This is a genomic window from Sulfitobacter sediminis (assembly GCF_040811725.1).
Classification (GTDB): domain Bacteria; phylum Pseudomonadota; class Alphaproteobacteria; order Rhodobacterales; family Rhodobacteraceae; genus Sulfitobacter; species Sulfitobacter sediminis.
Map to the genome: position 1 here is coordinate 42,022 of NZ_JBFNXX010000004.1, position 17,652 is coordinate 59,673.

Here is a 17,652-nt window from a genome sequence, read left to right on the forward strand (position 1 = left end):
CTAGCCCTTCACGAACAGCTTGCGCTCGACGTTGCACAGCGGCTCTGCCGGGCCATCCTCCGTGATGAGAATGGTCTCCGTGGTCTCCAGCCCCCAGGTATCCATCCAGAGCGCGGGCATGAAGTGGAAGGTCATCCCCGGTTGCAGAACGGTCTGGTCCTCGGCCCGGATCGAGGCCGTCCGCTCGCCCCAGTCGGGTGGATAGCTGAGCCCGATAGGATACCCGCAGCGCCCTTCGCGCTTGATCCCGTGCTTTTCCAGCGTCCCGATGAAGGCATTCGCAATATCGCAGGTCCGATTCCCCGCCCGCGCGGCCTCAAGCCCCGCCGCGATCCCCTCAAGCTGCGCCTGCTCCGCGTCCAGCATCTCCTGCGGCGGTGTGCCGAGGAAAACAGTCCGGCAAAGCGGCGCGTGATAGCGGCGGTAGCAGCCCGAAAGCTCAAAGAACGTCGCTTCGCCCGCGCGCATGGGGTCCCCGTTCCACGTCAGATGCGCTGCTGTGGCGTCGAGCCCGGAAGGCGTCAGCGGCACAATGGCGGGGTAATCCCCCCAATCATCGCCGACCCCAGTGATCCCCGCATGAAAGATCTCCGCCACCAACTCGTTCTTCCGCAACCCCGGCTCCGCCTTCTCAATCGCCGTGCGCACCACTTTCTCGGATATCCGCGCCGCCTTGCGGATAAACCCGATCTCTTCCTCCGACTTCACGATCCGCTGCCAGTTCACCAGCGCCGTCGCGTCCATGAATGTCGCGCCGGGAAGCTCCTCGGTCAAAACCGCATGGGCCTTGGCGGAATAATAATAGTTCTCCATCTCCACCCCGATGCGCTTGCCCTCGCACTCCAGCGCGCGAACGTGTTTCGCGAGGTCCTGCATCGGATGGCGCTCGGTCGATTGCACGTAATTGTCCGCGTAGCCATGGATGCGATCATGCCTCATCCAGCAGGTCCGCTGCGCGCCGATGCTGTCCATGTAGCGACCCCACCAGATCGGGTCCCCTTCAAGCGGCAGCAGCACACCCTGATGCACATAAAAGGACCAGCCATCGTAGCCCGTCAGCCACGCCTGGTTCGAGGGGTCCGTGACGAAGAGCAGATCAAGCCCCGCCTTTTCCATCGCCGCACGCGTCAGTGACAAACGCCGCTCGTATTCGGCGCGGCTGAAAGGTGCATTGGTCTCGGCCATGGATCGTCCCCCTCATCTGGTCTTGTCCTGAGTGATACCTCAAATCCCTGCCGGACGGGGTCTGTTTTCGACCATCTGCAGGCGCTTTCGCGCGGCACAAGAAAAAACCGCGCCGGAAAGGCGCGGTTTGGAAAAGCACTTTCAAAAGAGTCAGTCGTGCGGTTCGAGCAGGAAGCTCTCGACCATCTCCGCCGTTTCCTGCGGTCGCGTCACAACAAACAGATGCCCGTTGTCGATCAGCTCCAGCCGCGCCTTGGGGATCAGCCGGTGCAGAAGCTTCGCGTTCGCGACAGGGATCAGCGGATCGTCAAGGCCCGACATGATCAGCGTCGGCTGTTTCAGCCGCCACAGGAACGGCACGCTGGTCCAGCCGGTCATCGCCAGCAGTTGCAGCATGTAGCCCGCGTTCGACGAAGGCCGCATGCCCGCCGCATGGGCGCCGATCAGCGTGTCGTCGCTGCGGAAATCGCCCCCGTAAATCTCAGCCGCAATCGACCGCATGTAGCCCTTGTCGGTGTAGCGCTTGATGCTCGCCATCTTCGACAACACGTTCGGTTTGCCTGGCACCATCGTCCAGCCGGAGGAGGTCGCGACCAGCACCAGCTTACGGCAGATTCGCGGATACTGATGCGCGAACTGCTGTGCCAAACCACCGCCCCAGGACACGCCCGACACGTCGACCTGATCGTGACCGAGGATTTCCAGCAGGTTCTTCGCCATCCGCGCGAGGCTCGCCGGACGGTAGGGCAGGGCGGGCAGGGGTGATCCGCCCACGCCCGGTACGTCGAAAAGGATCGTCGGCGTGTCCCCCAGCGCCTCCAGAAACGGAAAGCCCAGCTCGAGGTTCGCACCGATCCCGTTGAACATCAGAAGCGGCGTTCGCCCCGGTGCCCCCGGCTTGGTCGCCACGTGCAGCTTCTGGCCCTTCACGTCGATCATCTGGGTCGTGATGTCGCCGTATCGCGCTGCCGCCCGCGCTTCCGCCTCGCGGACCTTCTTCGTCGTGCTGCTCATCCCCGCCTCCTGGCTGGTTGTTGCTTATTCTTCAAAGACGTAAGTCCCCGGCGCAGCCCCCAGCGAGGGGTGCTTCTTGGAACCCGGCGTCTTGGGCGCCTTGATCTCATTGCCCGACTGCGCCTTGAGCATATCCGCCCAGTCAAGCCACCAGCTGCCTTCATGCTTCTCGGCCTTTTCCGCCCAGGCATCCGGGTCCTTGGCCGAGGCGGTCGCCTTCATGAACCACGCCTTCGGGTTGCCCGGAGGGTTCAGTAGGCTCTGCAAATGGCCGGAGTTCGACAGGATGAAGGTCGCGTCCTTGCCGTAAAGACGTGCGGTCTCGTAAACCGCCTTCCACGGCGTGATATGGTCGGTCGTCCCCGCGATGACGTAGGTGGGATAGTTCACCTTGGTCATGTCGATCTCAACGTCCCCGATGTTCGACGGACCGTCCGCAAGGAACGGGTTTGTAAAGATCATGTCGAGGAAATCGCCGTGCAGTCCGGCAGGCAGACGCGTGGTGTCGGCGTTCCAGTAAAGCACGTCAAAGGCAGGCGGGGCGTTGCCCAGCAGGTAGTTATTGACCCAGTAGTTCCAGATCAGATCGTTGGGCCGCATCCAGGCGAACATCTTGGCCATGTCCTGCCCGTCAAGCACACCGCGCGACTGGCTGGCCAGCTTCGCCGCCTTTACCGTCTCGGGCGTGACAAGCGCCGCCATATCGTTGTCCGTGGACGCCATGGTATCCAGCACGCAAACCGCCAGGATCACCTGGTTGATCTTGTCCGCCTTGCCGTTCTTGGCGAGCCACCCCGCGTAGGTCGACAGCGTAATCCCGCCCGAGCAGGAGCCCATGATGTTCACACTATCCGCGCCCGAGATTTCCAGCGTCGCGTCGCAGGCCTCGTCCAGCGCTTCGATATACTTGGCCATGCCCCAGTCGCGGTGCTCTGCCGTCGGATTGCGCCAGGAAATGCAATAAGGCTGAATGCCGTTGGCCAGCAGGAACTCGATCATGCTTTTGCCGGGGCTCATGTCGATCGAGTAGTACTTGTTGATCTGCGGCGGCACGACAAAAAGCGGTCGGCGATAGACCTTGTCGGTCGTCGGCTTGTAGGTGATCAGCTCCAGCACCTCGTTGCGAAAGACCACGTCGCCGGGGGTCGTGGCGATGTTCTTGCCCACCTCGAACTTCGACGTATCGACCGACGACGGCAGGCCTTCGTTCTCGACCAAATCCTTGATCAGGTTCTGCACACCACTCACAGCGCTCTTCCCGCCAGTCTCAAAGAAGGTTTTCATCGCGGTGGGGTTGATGAAGAAGTTGTTCGAGGGCGCCATGGCATCCACGAAAATTGAGGTGACCAACCGTGCACGCGCGGCATCCTTGTCGGGCAGGTCCAGTTCCTCAACGGTCTTGTTCACCTTGTCCGCCCAGCTAAGGTAGGCCTGCATCATTCCCTTGGAAAAGGGATTGTTCGCCCAGCCCGTATCGGCGAAGCGGCGGTCCTTGGGATCAGGTGCAATGTTGGACTGCTGCGTCAGAATGCTTTGCGTGTCCTTTGCAAAGCTCATCCATTGCTCCATGATCGCCTGTGGCTGGGCCGCCATGGCGCGCATCATGTTGGTACCCGCGCTGAACATGTCCTCGGCGCGCAACGTCACCAGGGGGTTCAGCGCCAGCGTGTTCTCTGCCGCGTTCTGGGCGATGTCCTTGTGGTTCTTCGACATCTTCTTTTCGTCAGTCATAGCAAACCTCTCAAATCAGGTTTTGGCGCCGGGCCCCGGTACCAGTATGGCCAGGGTCTCGGCCAGCAGCACGGGCTTGTCGGCGCCTTCCATTTCCATCGTGTTCTCGGCCTTCATCAGGTACTGGCCGTTATCCTTGCGCTCGAACGACACCAGCTTGGCATGCAGCCGCACCTTCGCGCCCACCGGCACGGGTGCCAGAAACCGCACCTTGTCCAGACCATAGTTCAAAGCCGCCGCCGTGCCAGCGGGCACCGCCCCGATTTCCATCGACATCGAGGCCACCAGCGACAGCGTCAGGTAGCCGTGCGCCACCGGGCCGCCAAAGGGGCTTTCCTTTTTCGCGCGTTCGACGTCGACGTGAATCCACTGGTTGTCGCTGGTGCAATGGGCAAACTCGTTCACCATGTCCTGTGTCACCTCGACCCAGGAAGAACTGCCCAGCATCTCGCCGGTCTTGTCGCCCATATTGGCAAATGTGATGTCGCTCATGCGTGTCTCCTGGTTCTGACTGGCGGCCGCGGCGGCCGCGCCCTGAGGGCGCAGTTCCTCTGCAACGGCGCGCGTGGCAATACAATTGGGGATCTGCGGGAACGCTGCGTCATACTTGACCGTATGGGCCGCTTCAGCGGTAAGGGGCGGATGAATTCCGACCACGACCATCGCATGCGAGTCCTCCCGTTTCACGCCCCGAGCGCTCTTCGGGCGATCTTGGAGCGAAGGCCGCGCGTTTCGCGCAAGCTTGACCAAAGGTATAGGACTTGCATATCTGATCAAGTGCCCACGTAACGTAAGTTCCCGTATAAGGATATGTCATGAAGCAGCTCAGCGGTATCGACGCGACGTTTCTCTACCTCGAGACGGAGCAGACCCCCATGCATGTCGCGGGGCTCACGCTTTACGATCTGCCGAAGGGCTTCAAGGGGTCGTTCCACAAGCATTTCACCGAGTTCTTCAAGGGCCGTGTCCACCTTGTCCCGATCTTCGGCATGAAACTGGCCAAGGCCGCCTTCGAACTCGATCACCCCGGCTGGGTCGATGCCGGCGAGCTTGATTTCGAGTATCACATCCAGTCGGCCAAATTGCCCAAGCCCGGCAACCGCAAACAACTGGAAGACAAGGTCGCCGAACTGCATTCGGAACGGCTCGACCGCTCGAAACCGCTGTGGCAGTTCACGATCATCGAGGGGCTCGAGAACAATCAGGCCGCGCTTTATTCCAAGGTGCATCATGCCGCCGTCGACGGCGGCGCGGGCATGGTGATCACTCAGGCGCTCTACGATCTCTCGGAAACCCCGCGCAAGGTGAAACCGGCCGAGCCGAAGGAACCCGTGCGCGTGCCCTCCGCCCCCGAGCGCGCGATCCTGACGGCGAACGACATCGTGTCCAACCTGCTCCGTCAGCAGCTGACCTTCATGGAAAGCCTGCCCAAGATGATGAGCCAGCTCACGGACATGATCGCGCCCGTGCTCTCGGGCAAAGTGGGCATCCCGCAGATATTCGCGCCCCGTACCCCCTTCAACGTCACCGTCGAGGCCAAGCGCAGCTATGCCGCGCGGTCGATCTCGCTCCCCGATGTCAAGATGATCGCCAAGGCGCGCGGGGCCAAGCTGAACGACGTGGTCATGGCCATCACCAGCGGTGCTGTGCGCAAGTACCTGATGCGCAAGCAGCAATTGCCGGATGCCGCGCTTGTCGCCTTCGTGCCGATCTCCATGCGCGAGGTCGGCAATACGGACATCAACAACCAGGTTTTCGGCATGAACGTGCCGCTGGCCACGAACTACGGCGACCCGCTCAAGCGGCTCGACAAGATCAAGCAGGAATCCGGTGCCTCCAAGACCATGGCGGCGGGCGTCAAGGACGGCGCGCCGTCGGATTTCACCATCATCGGTGCGCCTACGCTGCTCCCTGGGCTGATGCAGCTTTATGGATCGACCAAGCTGGCGGACGTCGTCCCACAGGTCGTCAACATGTGCATCTCCAATAATGCCGGCCCCCCGTTCCCGCTCTATTGTGCAGGCGCAAAGGTGACGGCGCTCTACCCTGTGTCCATCGCCACCCACGGCGTTGCGTTGAACGTGACCGTGCAAAGTTACCTCGACCACCTCGATTTCGGCATCACCTGCGATTACAAGGCGGTCCCCGACGTGGACGAACTGGCCGGTATGATGATCGACTCCTTCGAGGAACTGCGCGCGGCGGTGGAAAAGGCCCAGGCGGCCGCGGAATAGCGCTTTCAGATCGCGCTGCAGTGCAGAAAAATCCCCTATTGTCAAGAGGTTGACGCAAGGCAAGCGTTGACATGGAAATATAATGCTTATCTTATGCTCTGAAAGCGCAATTTTCTTGCGCGTTTGAGGAGCAGAGATATGGCCCAATCCGCCGCAGCGCCGCCCAGCCGATTGCTACTGATGCTTGAGGGCCGCGCGATACCGGAGTTATTCGGCTTCGCCGCATCCCTTCCAACGCTGACCGCTCTGGCCCCCCGGGGAGAAGGACAGCCCGTCCTGGTTCTGCCCGGCCTCACAACTTCCGATCGTTCGACCGTCGCCCTGCGGCGGTTTTTGCGTTCTAAGGGGTTCCGTGCCTACGGCTGGGAGCTGGGATTGAACTTCGGCCCGCTACCCGGAATCGAGGACGGCCTGATCGCCCGTGTTGAGGAACTGCACGAGAAATACGAGCAAAAGGTGAGCCTTGTGGGCTGGAGCCTTGGCGGCATCTATGCCCGCCAGCTGGCCAAGATGATGCCCGACCATGTCCGACAGGTCATCTCCATGGGCAGCCCCTTCCGGGGCGATCCCCGCGCCACCAACGCCTGGCGCGTCTACCAGATGGCCAGTGGCCAAAGCGTGGATGACGGCCACAAGCACATGGGCGGGGCGATCCATCTGCCGCCGCCGGTGCCGACGACGGCAATCTACTCGAAGACCGACGGCATCTGCGCCTGGCAGAATTGCATCGAAGCGGAAAGCGAGATCACCGAGAATATCGAGGTGAAGGCAAGCCACTGCGGCCTCGGCCACCACCCGGCCGCTGTCTATGCTATCGCCGATCGCCTTGCGCAGCCCGAAGGGAAATGGACAAAATTCCATCGCAACGGGATCCGGGCCGCCGTCTACGGTAAGCCGACTTACGCGCTCTAGGAACTTCCCCGCTCAAACAGAAAGGCCGGGCACGATGCCCGGCCTTTGGCGTTTCAAAAGGCGTGTCTCAGCCCTTCTTGTTGCCCGTGATCTCCGAAATGCTCTCCATCACCCGGTTCTTCATGATCTCGAAGGCATCCGTGCTGCCCTGCTGAACCAGCTGCGACATCTCGGTCGCATTCTTGACCGTCGTGTCGAAGGATCGCTTCGCCATCTCCATCTGCGACGTCATCATGGCCTGCGGATCGGCCCCGCTCGCCTGTGCCTCCTGCACCGCGTCCGCGATGTCAGCCAAAGCCGTCTCCAGCGCCGCGCGCTGCTTGGCCATCAGCTCCTGCGAAGTTTGCGAGCCCACGTGCGCCGCCGCCTGCAGCGCCTCGAGGTTCTTGCGGTGCTCGTCCATCAGCTTGCTGAGGTCCGGGCTGGGGATATTGAGGTTCGAGCCGAAGCTTTCGAACATGTCCATGAAAGGGTTACTGCTTTTCTTGTCTGCCATGAGGGCCTCCGCCGCATCGGTTGAAGTTTGGACAAGCTTAGGGAGCAAGCCGGGTCACGGCAACAGCAGATGTTCCACAAGGTAGAGCACGACCCCAACAAACCCGCCGATGATCATCCCGTTGAACCGGATGTATTGCAGGTCGCGACCCACGTTCACCTCGATCAGCGTAAGAAGCTGCTTGATATCCCAGCTCTTCACCTGCTCCGCGACGTAAAGGGAAATGTTGCCCCGCTGTTCCTCGACAAGGTTGGACAGCACCGTCACCATGCCCTCGTTGATGTCCCGGCGCAGGTCAGGTTCGCTTTCCAATGTGGTGCCGATGTCGACAAAAAGGTCCGTCATGCGTGCCAGCAGCACCGAATCCTCTTTCTCAACGTCCTCCAGCACATAGCGCCGGAGGTTCTCCCAGATGCTTTCTGCTGCCTGCGCCAGCTCCTTTCGCGCCAGCAATTGCTGTTTCAGCGTTTCAACTCTTTTGGCAAAGGTCTTGGTGCGCTTGGTCCGGCGGATGTAATCCTTGAGGAAGGTTTCGAACTCCGTCCGCAGCGGATGATCCTTATCGTCCTTGATCTCGTCCAGCAGCTCTGTCGCCGCATGCACCAGCCGGTTCAGCACCAGCCGGTCCCCCTGGAAAAGGTTGAACAACAGCGGCAATTCGTTTTGAACCTTCTCCCGGATCACGTCGAGCGTGTCCTGATTGTTCAGGAACCGATGCATCGCGGTAATCACCTCGTCCAGCAGCTTCTGATGCCGCCCTTCTTTGGTGAACGACGTCATCACATCACCCACCAGCGGCGCGATATCGGTATTGGCCAACTGACCGGAGACCCGCTCGGAAGCAAAGCGCACCAGCCCCCTTTCGTCGATCGAAGACAGAAGCTGCGGGATCAGGCGCACGATGAACCGGGCCAGCGATTGCGCCCGCTGCGGAGAAGACAGCCAGTGCGACATCTCGCCGGCAAAATCGATCTCGCGCAGCTTCGCCTGTACCGGTTCACGCGCAAGGAAGTTGTTCTCGATAAACCCGCCAAGATTGTCCGCGATCCGGTGCTGGTTGTTCGGAATGATCGCGGTGTGCGGGAAGGGCAGGTTCAAAGGCCGTTTGAAAATAGCGACCACCGCGTACCAGTCAGCGATCCCACCGATGGTGGCGGCCTCGGCAAAGGCCGCGACAATGGCCAGAGAGGGAAACTGCGCCTCCAGCACCTTTGTCAGCACCAGCACCAGGAAGCAGGCCAGCAAGACCAGCGTCGCCAGCATCTTGATCCGCTTCAGCGCCGCCAGCCTGACGATTTCCTGTGCTTCAAGATCGCGCATCCGCCTCCTCGCCTTTTCCTGCCCAAGTGCTTCTACACCTAGCATCACCACGGGCGCAATCAACATGCTGCCCCGCAGCATCGGGAGGGAGTCCGTCGTCAAATCAGTGCATTATGCCGCATTGCAGCATGGCGGAATCGTTAGTGGGTGCCTCTTCGAAAAAAAGGAGAAAATGACATAAATTACTGATAATGAATAAAAAATATGAAGTTGACGTTTCGCGACGCCACGTCACTTCCGGAAAATGTTGCAGTGCAGCATTGGCTGTCCTATATACAGGTCATCCCGGGTTGATGAGCAATCGGGACCCAGACATGGCTTAGAAAAGAATGGATGAACAAATGACCGCGAAGACCGAAACCAAAGCAACCAAAGTTGCAAAAGAAACCACCAACGAAGTGACCAGCAAAGTCACCGAAGGTGCACGTGAATTCGTCAAGCGCTCCGCCGAGACCGCGCAAGAGCGTGCCGAGAGCGTCTACAACACGACGAAGAATTACAACTCGCAGCTGGAAAACACCCTCAAGCGCGCCGCAACCGGCTACGCAAACATCCTGGGTGGCATCGCCGAAGCAGCTTTCGCCAACGTGAACCACACGCTGGCCGCCGTTGAGAAACTGGCCGAAGCAAAGTCGCTGAACGAAGCAGCCAAGATCCAGTCCGAGTACGTCCGCGAGCACACCGCCCAGAACATGGAGCACGTGCGCGCAGCCTATGACTACGTCCGTGACGTCGCCTCCGAGAACATGACCTCGGTCCGCGAAGGTTACGCCAAGATGTGGCCCTCCTCCGACAAGAAAGCTGCCTAAGCTTTCCCTTCCTCCCCCGTCGGGGTGAAGAGCCCATAAAGAGAAAGCCCGCGTCCTCCCCGCGGGTTTTCTTCTTTTTTGATCACACCCATGGTTTCGGCCTGCGGCTGCGTACCGCGATCAAAAGGCCAACAGTCAGCATCCCAAGCGCGACAAGGCTGACACCACTCAAAGCCTCGCCAAGGATCATCCACCCCAGCAGCCCGCCCATCCCGGGCACTGCCGCCAGAATCGAAGATGTGCTTACGGTGCCAATCCGTCTCGAGGCGTGGGCGATGAACAGAAGGCCCATCAGGTTGGGCACGAAACCCTGATAAATGGCCTGCAAAAGAAGCGGCCCCGCCGGTGCCTCCGCCAGACCAGAGGGCAGAAACAGCGCCCAGATTGGCAGGTAGATCACCGCATTCACCACCGTCCCGCAAAAGATGATCTGGATCGCATTGATCTGCCAGCGCTCCGAGAGCACGACGTAGAACGAAAAGAAGACCGCGCCCACCATGAACAGCAGGTCGCCGACCCATGCGTTTTCGGTCCCCGCGCCACTTCGGTCCAATCCCAAAGCCAGTGCTGAGACGAAGATCAGAACGCCTCCCCAAGTCTGGCGCTGGCTTGGCCGGTTGCCGAACAGGGCAAATCCGATGACGATACCGACCAGCGGCAGCACCCCATTCATAAAGATGCCGCCATGGGCCGCAGGCGCAAAAAGAAAGCCCGCGAAAACGCAAAGGATGTAAATCGGCCCCAGGATAAAGGACAGCCCCGCGATCTGCTTCAGGCTCAGCTTCTGCCAATCCCTATAGAAATAGCACAGCGGCACCCCCACCAAAGCGGCCAAGCCATAGCGCAGCGCGGCAAGGTCATAAATCGTGAGCCCGCTGTTCTCGGCCACCCGGCTCACGATCAGCCAGCCAGACCAGACGAACACGATGATCCACGCAGCGGCATAGCCCGTGAAAAGGGAAGGGGAGGTGGGGGTCATCTGCGCCGGGTCGTTGTTTCAGACCTTCAGCAGTATGGCCCGCCACCGCCAATGACAAGCGATGCCTTGGTCTTAGGTCGACACCCAGACGTCCAGCACATACCGGTTGTCGGTCATCATCTGGTCCATCCAGGCATCCGCCGCCTCGGCACCCACGTCCATTTCTTCCGAATAGATCAGGCTCAGCGCCCGGCGCACGTCAGGCTCCATCCGGCTGCCATCGCCACAGACGAAGATTTTTGCACCCTTCTGGATTAACTCCCAGACGCGGTCCCGCTCGGCCCGGATCAAATCCTGTACATAGACCTTGGACTTTTCCTGCCGCGAGAAGGCGACCTTCAGATCGCATAGCCCGTCCTTGGCAAAGCCCTCCAACTCGTCGCGATAGATGTAATCCTGATCCGGATGACGGCAGCCAAAGAACAGCATCGCCTCGCCCAGGTCCTTGCCATCTGCCTTCAGCGCCGCCCGCTCCTGCAGGAAGCCGCGGAAAGGCGCGATGCCCGTGCCGGGGCCGACCATGATCACCGGAACGCTGGCATCCTCCGGCAGGCGGAAGCCGTCTGATGTGCCGCGCAGGCTGGCCTGAATGGTCGTGCCCGCCGGGTTGTCCTTGAGGTAATTCGAACAAACCCCCTTGAACTGCCCATTGCCCGAAATCGCGGCCTCATCCACCACGCCAACGGTGATCGAGCAGCGCTCGGGGCTCTGCACGGCCGAAGAAGAAATCGAGTAATAGCGCGGGTTCATCAGCGGCATCAGCTCAAGGAAGACACCGAAAGGCACCTCGCAGGCGGGGAACTTCTTCAGCAGGTCCAGGACGCTCACCCTCTTGGCCTGCACCTCCGCCTTGTAACCGTCCTCGGCCAGCGCTTCCAAAGCAGGCTTTGATTTCGGGCACTCGGTATAGCGCGCCAGCGTCGCCACGTCCTTGCGTGACGCGGGCTGCTGCAACTCCACCGTATCGGTCAGCAGCTTGGCCACGCTCACCGCGTGGCCGGTGGGCAGCTGGCTGTGCTCCTCCGATGTCGTGTGCAGCCGCACCTGCGTATCCGCCCCATAGCCAAAGCGGCGCAGCACACGGGCCACCAAGGCATCCGAGTTACGTGGCACAACGCTCAGGTGATCCCCCGTGCGGTAGGTCATGCCCGGTGCCAGATCGACCTCGATATGGCGGGTCGACCGGTGCGAGGCCTCGAAATTCTGCAACTCGCGGTTTTCGCGGATCGTCACCGGCTTGGCGCCAGCCGCAGCCGCCACCGGATTGGCATCCGCCCCCGACAACACCTCTACCTGATAGAGCGGCTCCGAAGCCCCCGTGTCGCTCAGATCGATCTCAAGCCCCAGCGCATCCGCCACCTGCGGCCAAAGCCCACCGGCCCAGGCCTCGAACTGTTCGTCAATATCGTCGCGCGCATCGCCTTCTGCACGCGCCGCGATCCGCTTACCGCCCAGCATCTCCAGCCGCTCGTCAATCGTGCGCGGTGTCGCCTGAAAGGTCGCGGCCCAGTCGGAATGCCCGCAGCCGAACACAGCGAAATTCACACCCTCTGCCGCACCATCGGGCGCGTTTTCCAGCCACTGCACGAATTTCTGCGCATTATCCGGCGGTGTGCCGTTGTAGGACGCCGTGGCAATGATCACTGCGCCATTCTTCGGCAGCTTGTCGGTATACTCATCAAGCGGCGCCAGCGTCACATCAAAGCCCGCCATATCCGCAGACCGCGCCAGATCGCGCGCATAATCCTCGGTCGTCCCCAAGTTCGAGCCGTAAAGAATGAGCGCGGGCGTGCCGTGGTTGGGCCGCTTGGCGCTGTCCGAGAGACCGCCCGCATGGCTTTCGCCCTCGGGCACGGCGCCGGGCACCAGCGTCGAACGCTGGATATCCTTGCGCAACCGCACCTTCATCTTGAAGCCGTCAGGCTTGATCGACATCGATTCCTTGATCTTCAGCTTGTAATCGGTGTGGTCGATCAACTCGAACCGCTGCAGGATCATGCCCATCACCAGCACCGCTTCCTGCATGGCAAACTGCCGGCCGATACAGGCGCGCTGGCCGTTGCCGAAGGGCTTGTAGGCGTTCACGGGTCGCGCCGCGACCGCCTCCTTCGAGAAGTTGTCAGGGTTGAACTCTTCCGCCTTCTCGCCCCAGACGGACTTGTCCCGGTGCAGCATGAGCGTCAGCACCGTGGTAAACGTCCGCTCCTTCAGCTTGTACTTCCCGCCGATCACCTCGTCCTTGTAAGGGTAGAGCGAAAACGCCGGTGCAGTGGGCCAAAGCCGCAAGCTCTCCAGCAGGATCTGGCTCACGTACTGCAACTGGTTCACCTGCTTCAGCGTCGGCATGACCGAGATATCGCGCCCCAGCACCCGGTCAACCTCCTCGTAGGCCTTGGCCAGCACATCGGGATGATTGAGCAGATAGTAAAGCGTAAACGACATCAACCCCGAGGTCGTCTCATGCCCCGCAATCAGGAAGGTGTTGATCTGATAGCGAATATTCTCATCCGACAGCTTCTCGCCCGTGACCTTGTCCACGCCTTCCAGCATGTAATTCAGCAGGTCGTTCTCACCCGACCCGCCGGTCTTGCGCCGCTCGGCGATGATATCATCGACGAGGTTGTTCATGTAGGCGACGTCTTTTTCCATCTGGTCGATGCGCCGCTTGAGCAAAGTCTGCTCGAACGGCAGGCCGCGCTGCATCATGCAGGTCTCAAGCGTGCGGGTGAGCGCGTTGATGAAGGGGTGGTAATCCTCGCGGTAGAAGGAATTGAAACGGTAGTTGAAGCCGCAGATGCCGATGGTATCGAGCGCGACCGCCGTCATATCATGCACAACGTCGATCTCGTCATCGGCGTTCAGGCGCTCCCACTTCATGCAAAGCTGGCCCGCAACATCCAGCATCATCGGCATGTAGTTCGACATCGCCTGGCGCGAGAAGGTGGGCAGCAGGATGTTATGCGCTTTTGACCAGTTTGGCTCCTGCGTGTCACCTGTGAACAGGCCATCGCCCCCGATCGCGCGGACCCGGCGCAGGGACCCGCGCACCGCCTTGTCAAAGCGGCTCTCGTCACAAAGCTCATCCACAAGGTCATGTCCCGACACCACCACCAGCGGCGTGCCCATCATGTCCATCCGCATGATGGGGCCCAGCTTGCGCGTCAGATCCATCAGGCTCTGCAGCGGCTGGTCCTTGTCGACAGAAAGGACATTGCCCAGCAACGGAGCTTTGTCCGGCATTGGAATCCGTTCAAGTTTTTGCGCGTCGGTCAAACTCAATTCCTTTCACTGCGGGCCCGTCTGGCACAGTTATTGTCATTCTTTCGGGAATGGGCGTACCGCGGCCGCACCTATTCTGGCACGTGCGCTTGGCAGATATGCTCCTCCCCTTGTGAAATCTGATGCTAGCGGAAGGTTTCAACAAGGTCTACGCGCATCGGAAAGGTTCCGTTCGCCTGCGAGGGGAGCCGCTTCCGATCCGCAGTCCAGCAGAAGCACAGGTCTTGGCAAAGGTGCAACAATTCCGCTGCGTCGGGGTGGCTTCGGGTTGCAACATTGACAATAAGCCCTTACCAACCCTTGATAGAAATATAGAAAAATAATGCGGGCGGAATAGCCGGCTTTCGAGGGTAGCGGCGCCACCGGACTTGGGGGTGTACTGAAAGGGCGAGCACAAATTGCGCAGGCTTGAAATACTGCTCATTGTGATCTGTCTTCTGGTGACAGCGATCCTCTGCACGAGCAGCGTCAACTATAACCAAGCCCTTGCCTCCGGAGAATTCGAGCGTGCCACGGTCGGTACATTCGATGCCCTGAAGAATCGGATGCGGACCTACCTGCAAAGCCTCAATGGTGCTGCAGCCTTTCTCAGTGCCTCCGACCACGTGAGCGCCACCGATTTCGACAACTACGTCGATACGCTCGAAATCGCCGAGTTCCTGCCCGGTATCAACGGCATCGGTTTCATAGAGCCGATCAGGTCGGGCGATGAAGACGCGCTCAAGGCCCGGATGGCCGCGATGGGCACACCAGGGCTCGAGATTCATCCCGACACGATGGGAGACGAGCGTTTCGTCATCGTCCGGATTTCGCCGCTTGGGCCCAACAAGGAAGCTCTCGGCCTCGATATCACCTTCGAAGGTGGCCGACGGAACGCTGCAAACGAGTCCCGGGCCACGGGCGAGCCGCGCCTGACCCCACGTATCCTTCTGGTTCAGGATGCGACCAAGAAACCGGGTTTCCTGCTCCTGCGGCCCCTCTACTGGGAAGAAAGCCTGGCGCAGGCGCGTCCAGCCGGCGCATCCGGGTTTCGCGGCTGGGTCTATGCTCCCTTCGTGGGCACCAACCTGCTCAGCAATCTGAGCGACGCCGAGGGCAACAGCTTTCATTTCGCGGTTTTCGACGGCATCACGACAGACCGGGATGCTATTATCTACGCGTCGGGTGGCGAGGACGTGTTTTCGGGGGATTACAGCACCCGGTACGAATTCGACAGCTTCGGTCGCACGTGGACCGTGCTCTTTGTCAGTACGCCGGAGTTCGACAGCGCGGTCAGCAGCGCCATTCCCTTTACGATTGCCATCGCGGGGCTCCTGCTGACGGTGATGCTGGTGTTCACGATGCGCAATATGCGTATCCGTAGCGAGGCGCTCAGTGAACTGGCCGCGATGCGGACCCGAGAAATTTCCGCCCGCGAGCGCGAGAACGGGTCTGTCATTGAGAACGCGGTGACGGCGGTCCTGATCCTGGATGCGAAGGACAGAATACTCTTTGCCAACCAGGCCGCGCAAAACTGTTTCGGCTACGACGGCGCCGAGATAACGGCGCTCAGGTTCCAGGACATTGTCACGGACATCGAAGGGTCTGGTGAGCATCACAACGCGGTCGGGGTGACCAAGGCGGGCTCGGGGCTTGTGCTCGATGTTCAGCGCAACAGCTGGAGCACTTCCGAAGGCGTTGGGCGCACCACGGCGATCGTCCGCGACCTGACGGCCGAACACGCCGCACAGGCCGAAATCCGCAAGACCAAGACCTCCTACGATCTGGCACTTCAAGGTGCGCGCATCGGCGTATTCGATATCGACCTCGAGACGGGCAAGTCAGATGTATCGGACAGCTGGCGCGATCTCATGGGCGTTCCGCGCGGCGTCGATCTTGATACGCAGCAGGAATTCCTGAGCCGCATTCATCCTGATGACCTTCCGATCCTCCAAGCTGCTGATGCCGGTTGCATCGAGGGCAGAACCCCCCGGTCCATATCGGAATTCCGTATGGCCTTTCCGAATGACGAGTGGCGCTGGATGCGCTCCGATGCCGTGATCGTCGAACGGGATGCGCGCGGCAAGGCGTTGCGCATGATCGGCACCCAGACCGATGTCACCGAACTGCGCCATTCTCGCAACGCCCTTGAAGTGAGCGAGCAGCGGTTCCGCCAAGTGCTTGCCGCGGCGCCCATCGGGATGGCCCTAATGGACGATGAAGGCCGCTTTACCGGCGTCAACCAGGCGTTCTGCAATCTTGTTGGCCGGGAAGAGGAAGCAATGCTGAGAGATGTCAGCATATCCGACATCTTGCCAAGTGAAGAGTTAAAGAAGATCTACCAGGGGGTGATGGGCCTCATGAACGGCGAACTGGGCGGGATCTACACCGCCGAGCATCGCTTGCGGAACGCCCGCGGAGAAGAACTCTGGGGCCTGCTGAACATTTCCTGGACCTATGACAAGAACCTTGGCAACAACGTCTTCATCGCCCAGGTCAATGACATCACCGACCAAAAGAAACTCGAACAGACGAAGAACGAATTCGTCGCGACTGTCAGCCACGAACTCCGCACGCCGCTGACCTCGATCAAGGGGGCGCTGGGCTTGATCCTGGCGTCGGAGAAGAACGATCTCAGTGCCGCGAACCACCGCCTGATCGAGATCGCGCGCTCCAACACCGACCGCCTTACCGCCATTGTCAATGACATCCTTGACCTCGAGAAAATCTCGTCCGGCGAGGTGAACTTCGATTTCGCACCGCTCGACCTGAACATGCTGATCGTGCAATCGGCCAAGGAGATGACCCCCTTCGCCATCACCCACAAGAACACGTTGACCGTCGACGTCCCCGACACGCCGCTCTGGGTCAACGGCGATCTTGGCCGTACCAAGCAGGTGCTCTTCAACCTGATCTCAAACGCCTGCAAGTATTCCGACGAAGACAGCGCCGTCGTCGTCAAGGCCGAGATGCTTGATGGCAGGGCGATCGTCTATGTGCAGAACACCGGCCCGGGCGTGCCTGAGAATTTCAAGCCGAAGATGTTCGGCGCCTTTTCGCAGGCCGATGCGTCCGATACCCGCGCCCGGGGCGGAACAGGTCTGGGGCTTAACATCACGCGGCAGATCGTTCGCCGCCACGGCGGAGAGATTGGTTTCGAGAGTATCCCCAACAAGGTCACGGTGTTCTGGTTCACCTACCCGATCGCCCTGACGCCCGCTGATCAGACGCTTCCGGTAGCGACAGCGGTGCCGAGTCGGTCTGATCAGGATGAGAAACTGCGCGTACTGCATCTTGAGGATGACGAGGATTTTGCCGAAATCCTGCGCTCGGGTCTCGGGCCGATTGCCGATATCACCCATGTCCGAAGCGTTCCACGCGCGCGGGCCGCGCTCGAGAAGAACAGCTACGAAGTGCTGATTGTCGATTGCTCCCATGCGGAGGGCGACGTTCTTGGGTTGCTGGATGAAATCCATAAGAGCCAGGACGATATCCGGGTGGTGGGCCTTTCCGCCGACCCAAGTGCGCGCAATGACCGCCGACTTTACGCGGATCTGGAAAAGTCGCGGACCGATCTTGACACTCTTGCCAGGTATGTCTGTGGTGATGTCGCGCGTGCGTCATAAACATGCCGACGACATTTCGAAAATCACATTTGATGCCTTAATATCGACACCTTGCTCCTGCATCAAATAGTCCAGAAGTGCGTGGATT

The 17,652-nt window shown here is 60.4% G+C and carries 12 protein-coding genes; 4 read left to right on the forward strand and 8 right to left on the reverse strand.

The window, feature by feature from the left end; genetic code table 11:
* From AB2B41_RS06400 to AB2B41_RS06415, 4 genes are all read right to left on the reverse strand, one after another.
* A complete protein-coding gene (locus AB2B41_RS06400) occupies positions 1-1,185 on the reverse strand; it encodes a M24 family metallopeptidase (protein ID WP_367876932.1) in 1,185 nt (394 codons plus the stop codon).
* A gap of 150 nt (positions 1,186-1,335) precedes the next feature.
* On the reverse strand, positions 1,336-2,199 hold the full coding sequence (gene phaZ / locus AB2B41_RS06405; RefSeq protein ID WP_367876933.1) for a poly(3-hydroxyalkanoate) depolymerase: 864 nt from the start codon (positions 2,197-2,199) through the stop codon (positions 1,336-1,338).
* 24 nt (positions 2,200-2,223) lie between these two features.
* Positions 2,224-3,930, reverse strand: coding sequence for an alpha/beta fold hydrolase (locus AB2B41_RS06410; RefSeq protein ID WP_367876934.1), 1,707 nt, complete (start codon positions 3,928-3,930; stop codon positions 2,224-2,226).
* 15 nt (positions 3,931-3,945) lie between these two features.
* Positions 3,946-4,422 (reverse strand): MaoC family dehydratase, encoded by a 477-nt coding sequence (locus AB2B41_RS06415; RefSeq protein ID WP_367876935.1) that lies wholly within the window; start codon positions 4,420-4,422, stop codon positions 3,946-3,948.
* A 323-nt stretch (positions 4,423-4,745) separates the two neighbouring features.
* On the opposite strand from AB2B41_RS06415, the gene AB2B41_RS06420 reads away from it, so the two are divergent.
* Positions 4,746-6,164 (forward strand): WS/DGAT/MGAT family O-acyltransferase, encoded by a 1,419-nt coding sequence (locus AB2B41_RS06420; RefSeq protein ID WP_367876936.1) that lies wholly within the window; start codon positions 4,746-4,748, stop codon positions 6,162-6,164.
* Positions 6,165-6,302: 138 nt separating this feature from the next.
* Positions 6,303-7,076, forward strand: a complete 774-nt coding sequence (locus AB2B41_RS06425) for an esterase/lipase family protein (protein ID WP_367876937.1) — start codon at positions 6,303-6,305, stop codon at positions 7,074-7,076.
* 67 nt (positions 7,077-7,143) lie between these two features.
* On the opposite strand, the gene AB2B41_RS06430 is transcribed toward AB2B41_RS06425, so the two are convergent.
* Both AB2B41_RS06430 and AB2B41_RS06435 read right to left on the reverse strand, forming a co-directional pair.
* Positions 7,144-7,572, reverse strand: a complete 429-nt coding sequence (locus AB2B41_RS06430) for a phasin family protein (RefSeq protein WP_367876938.1) — start codon at positions 7,570-7,572, stop codon at positions 7,144-7,146.
* Between the two features lie 54 nt (positions 7,573-7,626).
* Entirely contained in the window at positions 7,627-8,958 is a 1,332-nt protein-coding gene (locus AB2B41_RS06435) for a DUF445 domain-containing protein (protein ID WP_367876939.1), read from the reverse strand.
* Positions 8,959-9,233: 275 nt separating this feature from the next.
* On the opposite strand from AB2B41_RS06435, the gene AB2B41_RS06440 reads away from it, so the two are divergent.
* Positions 9,234-9,701 carry a phasin family protein gene (locus tag AB2B41_RS06440; RefSeq protein ID WP_367876940.1) on the forward strand — a complete coding sequence of 156 codons (468 nt, stop codon included), beginning with the start codon at positions 9,234-9,236 and terminating at the stop codon, positions 9,699-9,701.
* Positions 9,702-9,783: 82 nt separating this feature from the next.
* On the opposite strand, the gene AB2B41_RS06445 is transcribed toward AB2B41_RS06440, so the two are convergent.
* Together AB2B41_RS06445 and AB2B41_RS06450 are read right to left on the reverse strand one after the other, a co-directional pair.
* Positions 9,784-10,680, reverse strand: coding sequence for a DMT family transporter (locus AB2B41_RS06445; protein WP_367876941.1), 897 nt, complete (start codon positions 10,678-10,680; stop codon positions 9,784-9,786).
* Between the two features lie 72 nt (positions 10,681-10,752).
* Entirely contained in the window at positions 10,753-13,920 is a 3,168-nt protein-coding gene (locus AB2B41_RS06450) for a bifunctional cytochrome P450/NADPH--P450 reductase (protein WP_367876942.1), read from the reverse strand.
* Positions 13,921-14,399: 479 nt separating this feature from the next.
* On the opposite strand from AB2B41_RS06450, the gene AB2B41_RS06455 reads away from it, so the two are divergent.
* Entirely contained in the window at positions 14,400-17,564 is a 3,165-nt protein-coding gene (locus AB2B41_RS06455) for a CHASE domain-containing protein (RefSeq protein ID WP_367876943.1), read from the forward strand.
* Positions 17,565-17,652: the final 88 nt, after the last annotated feature.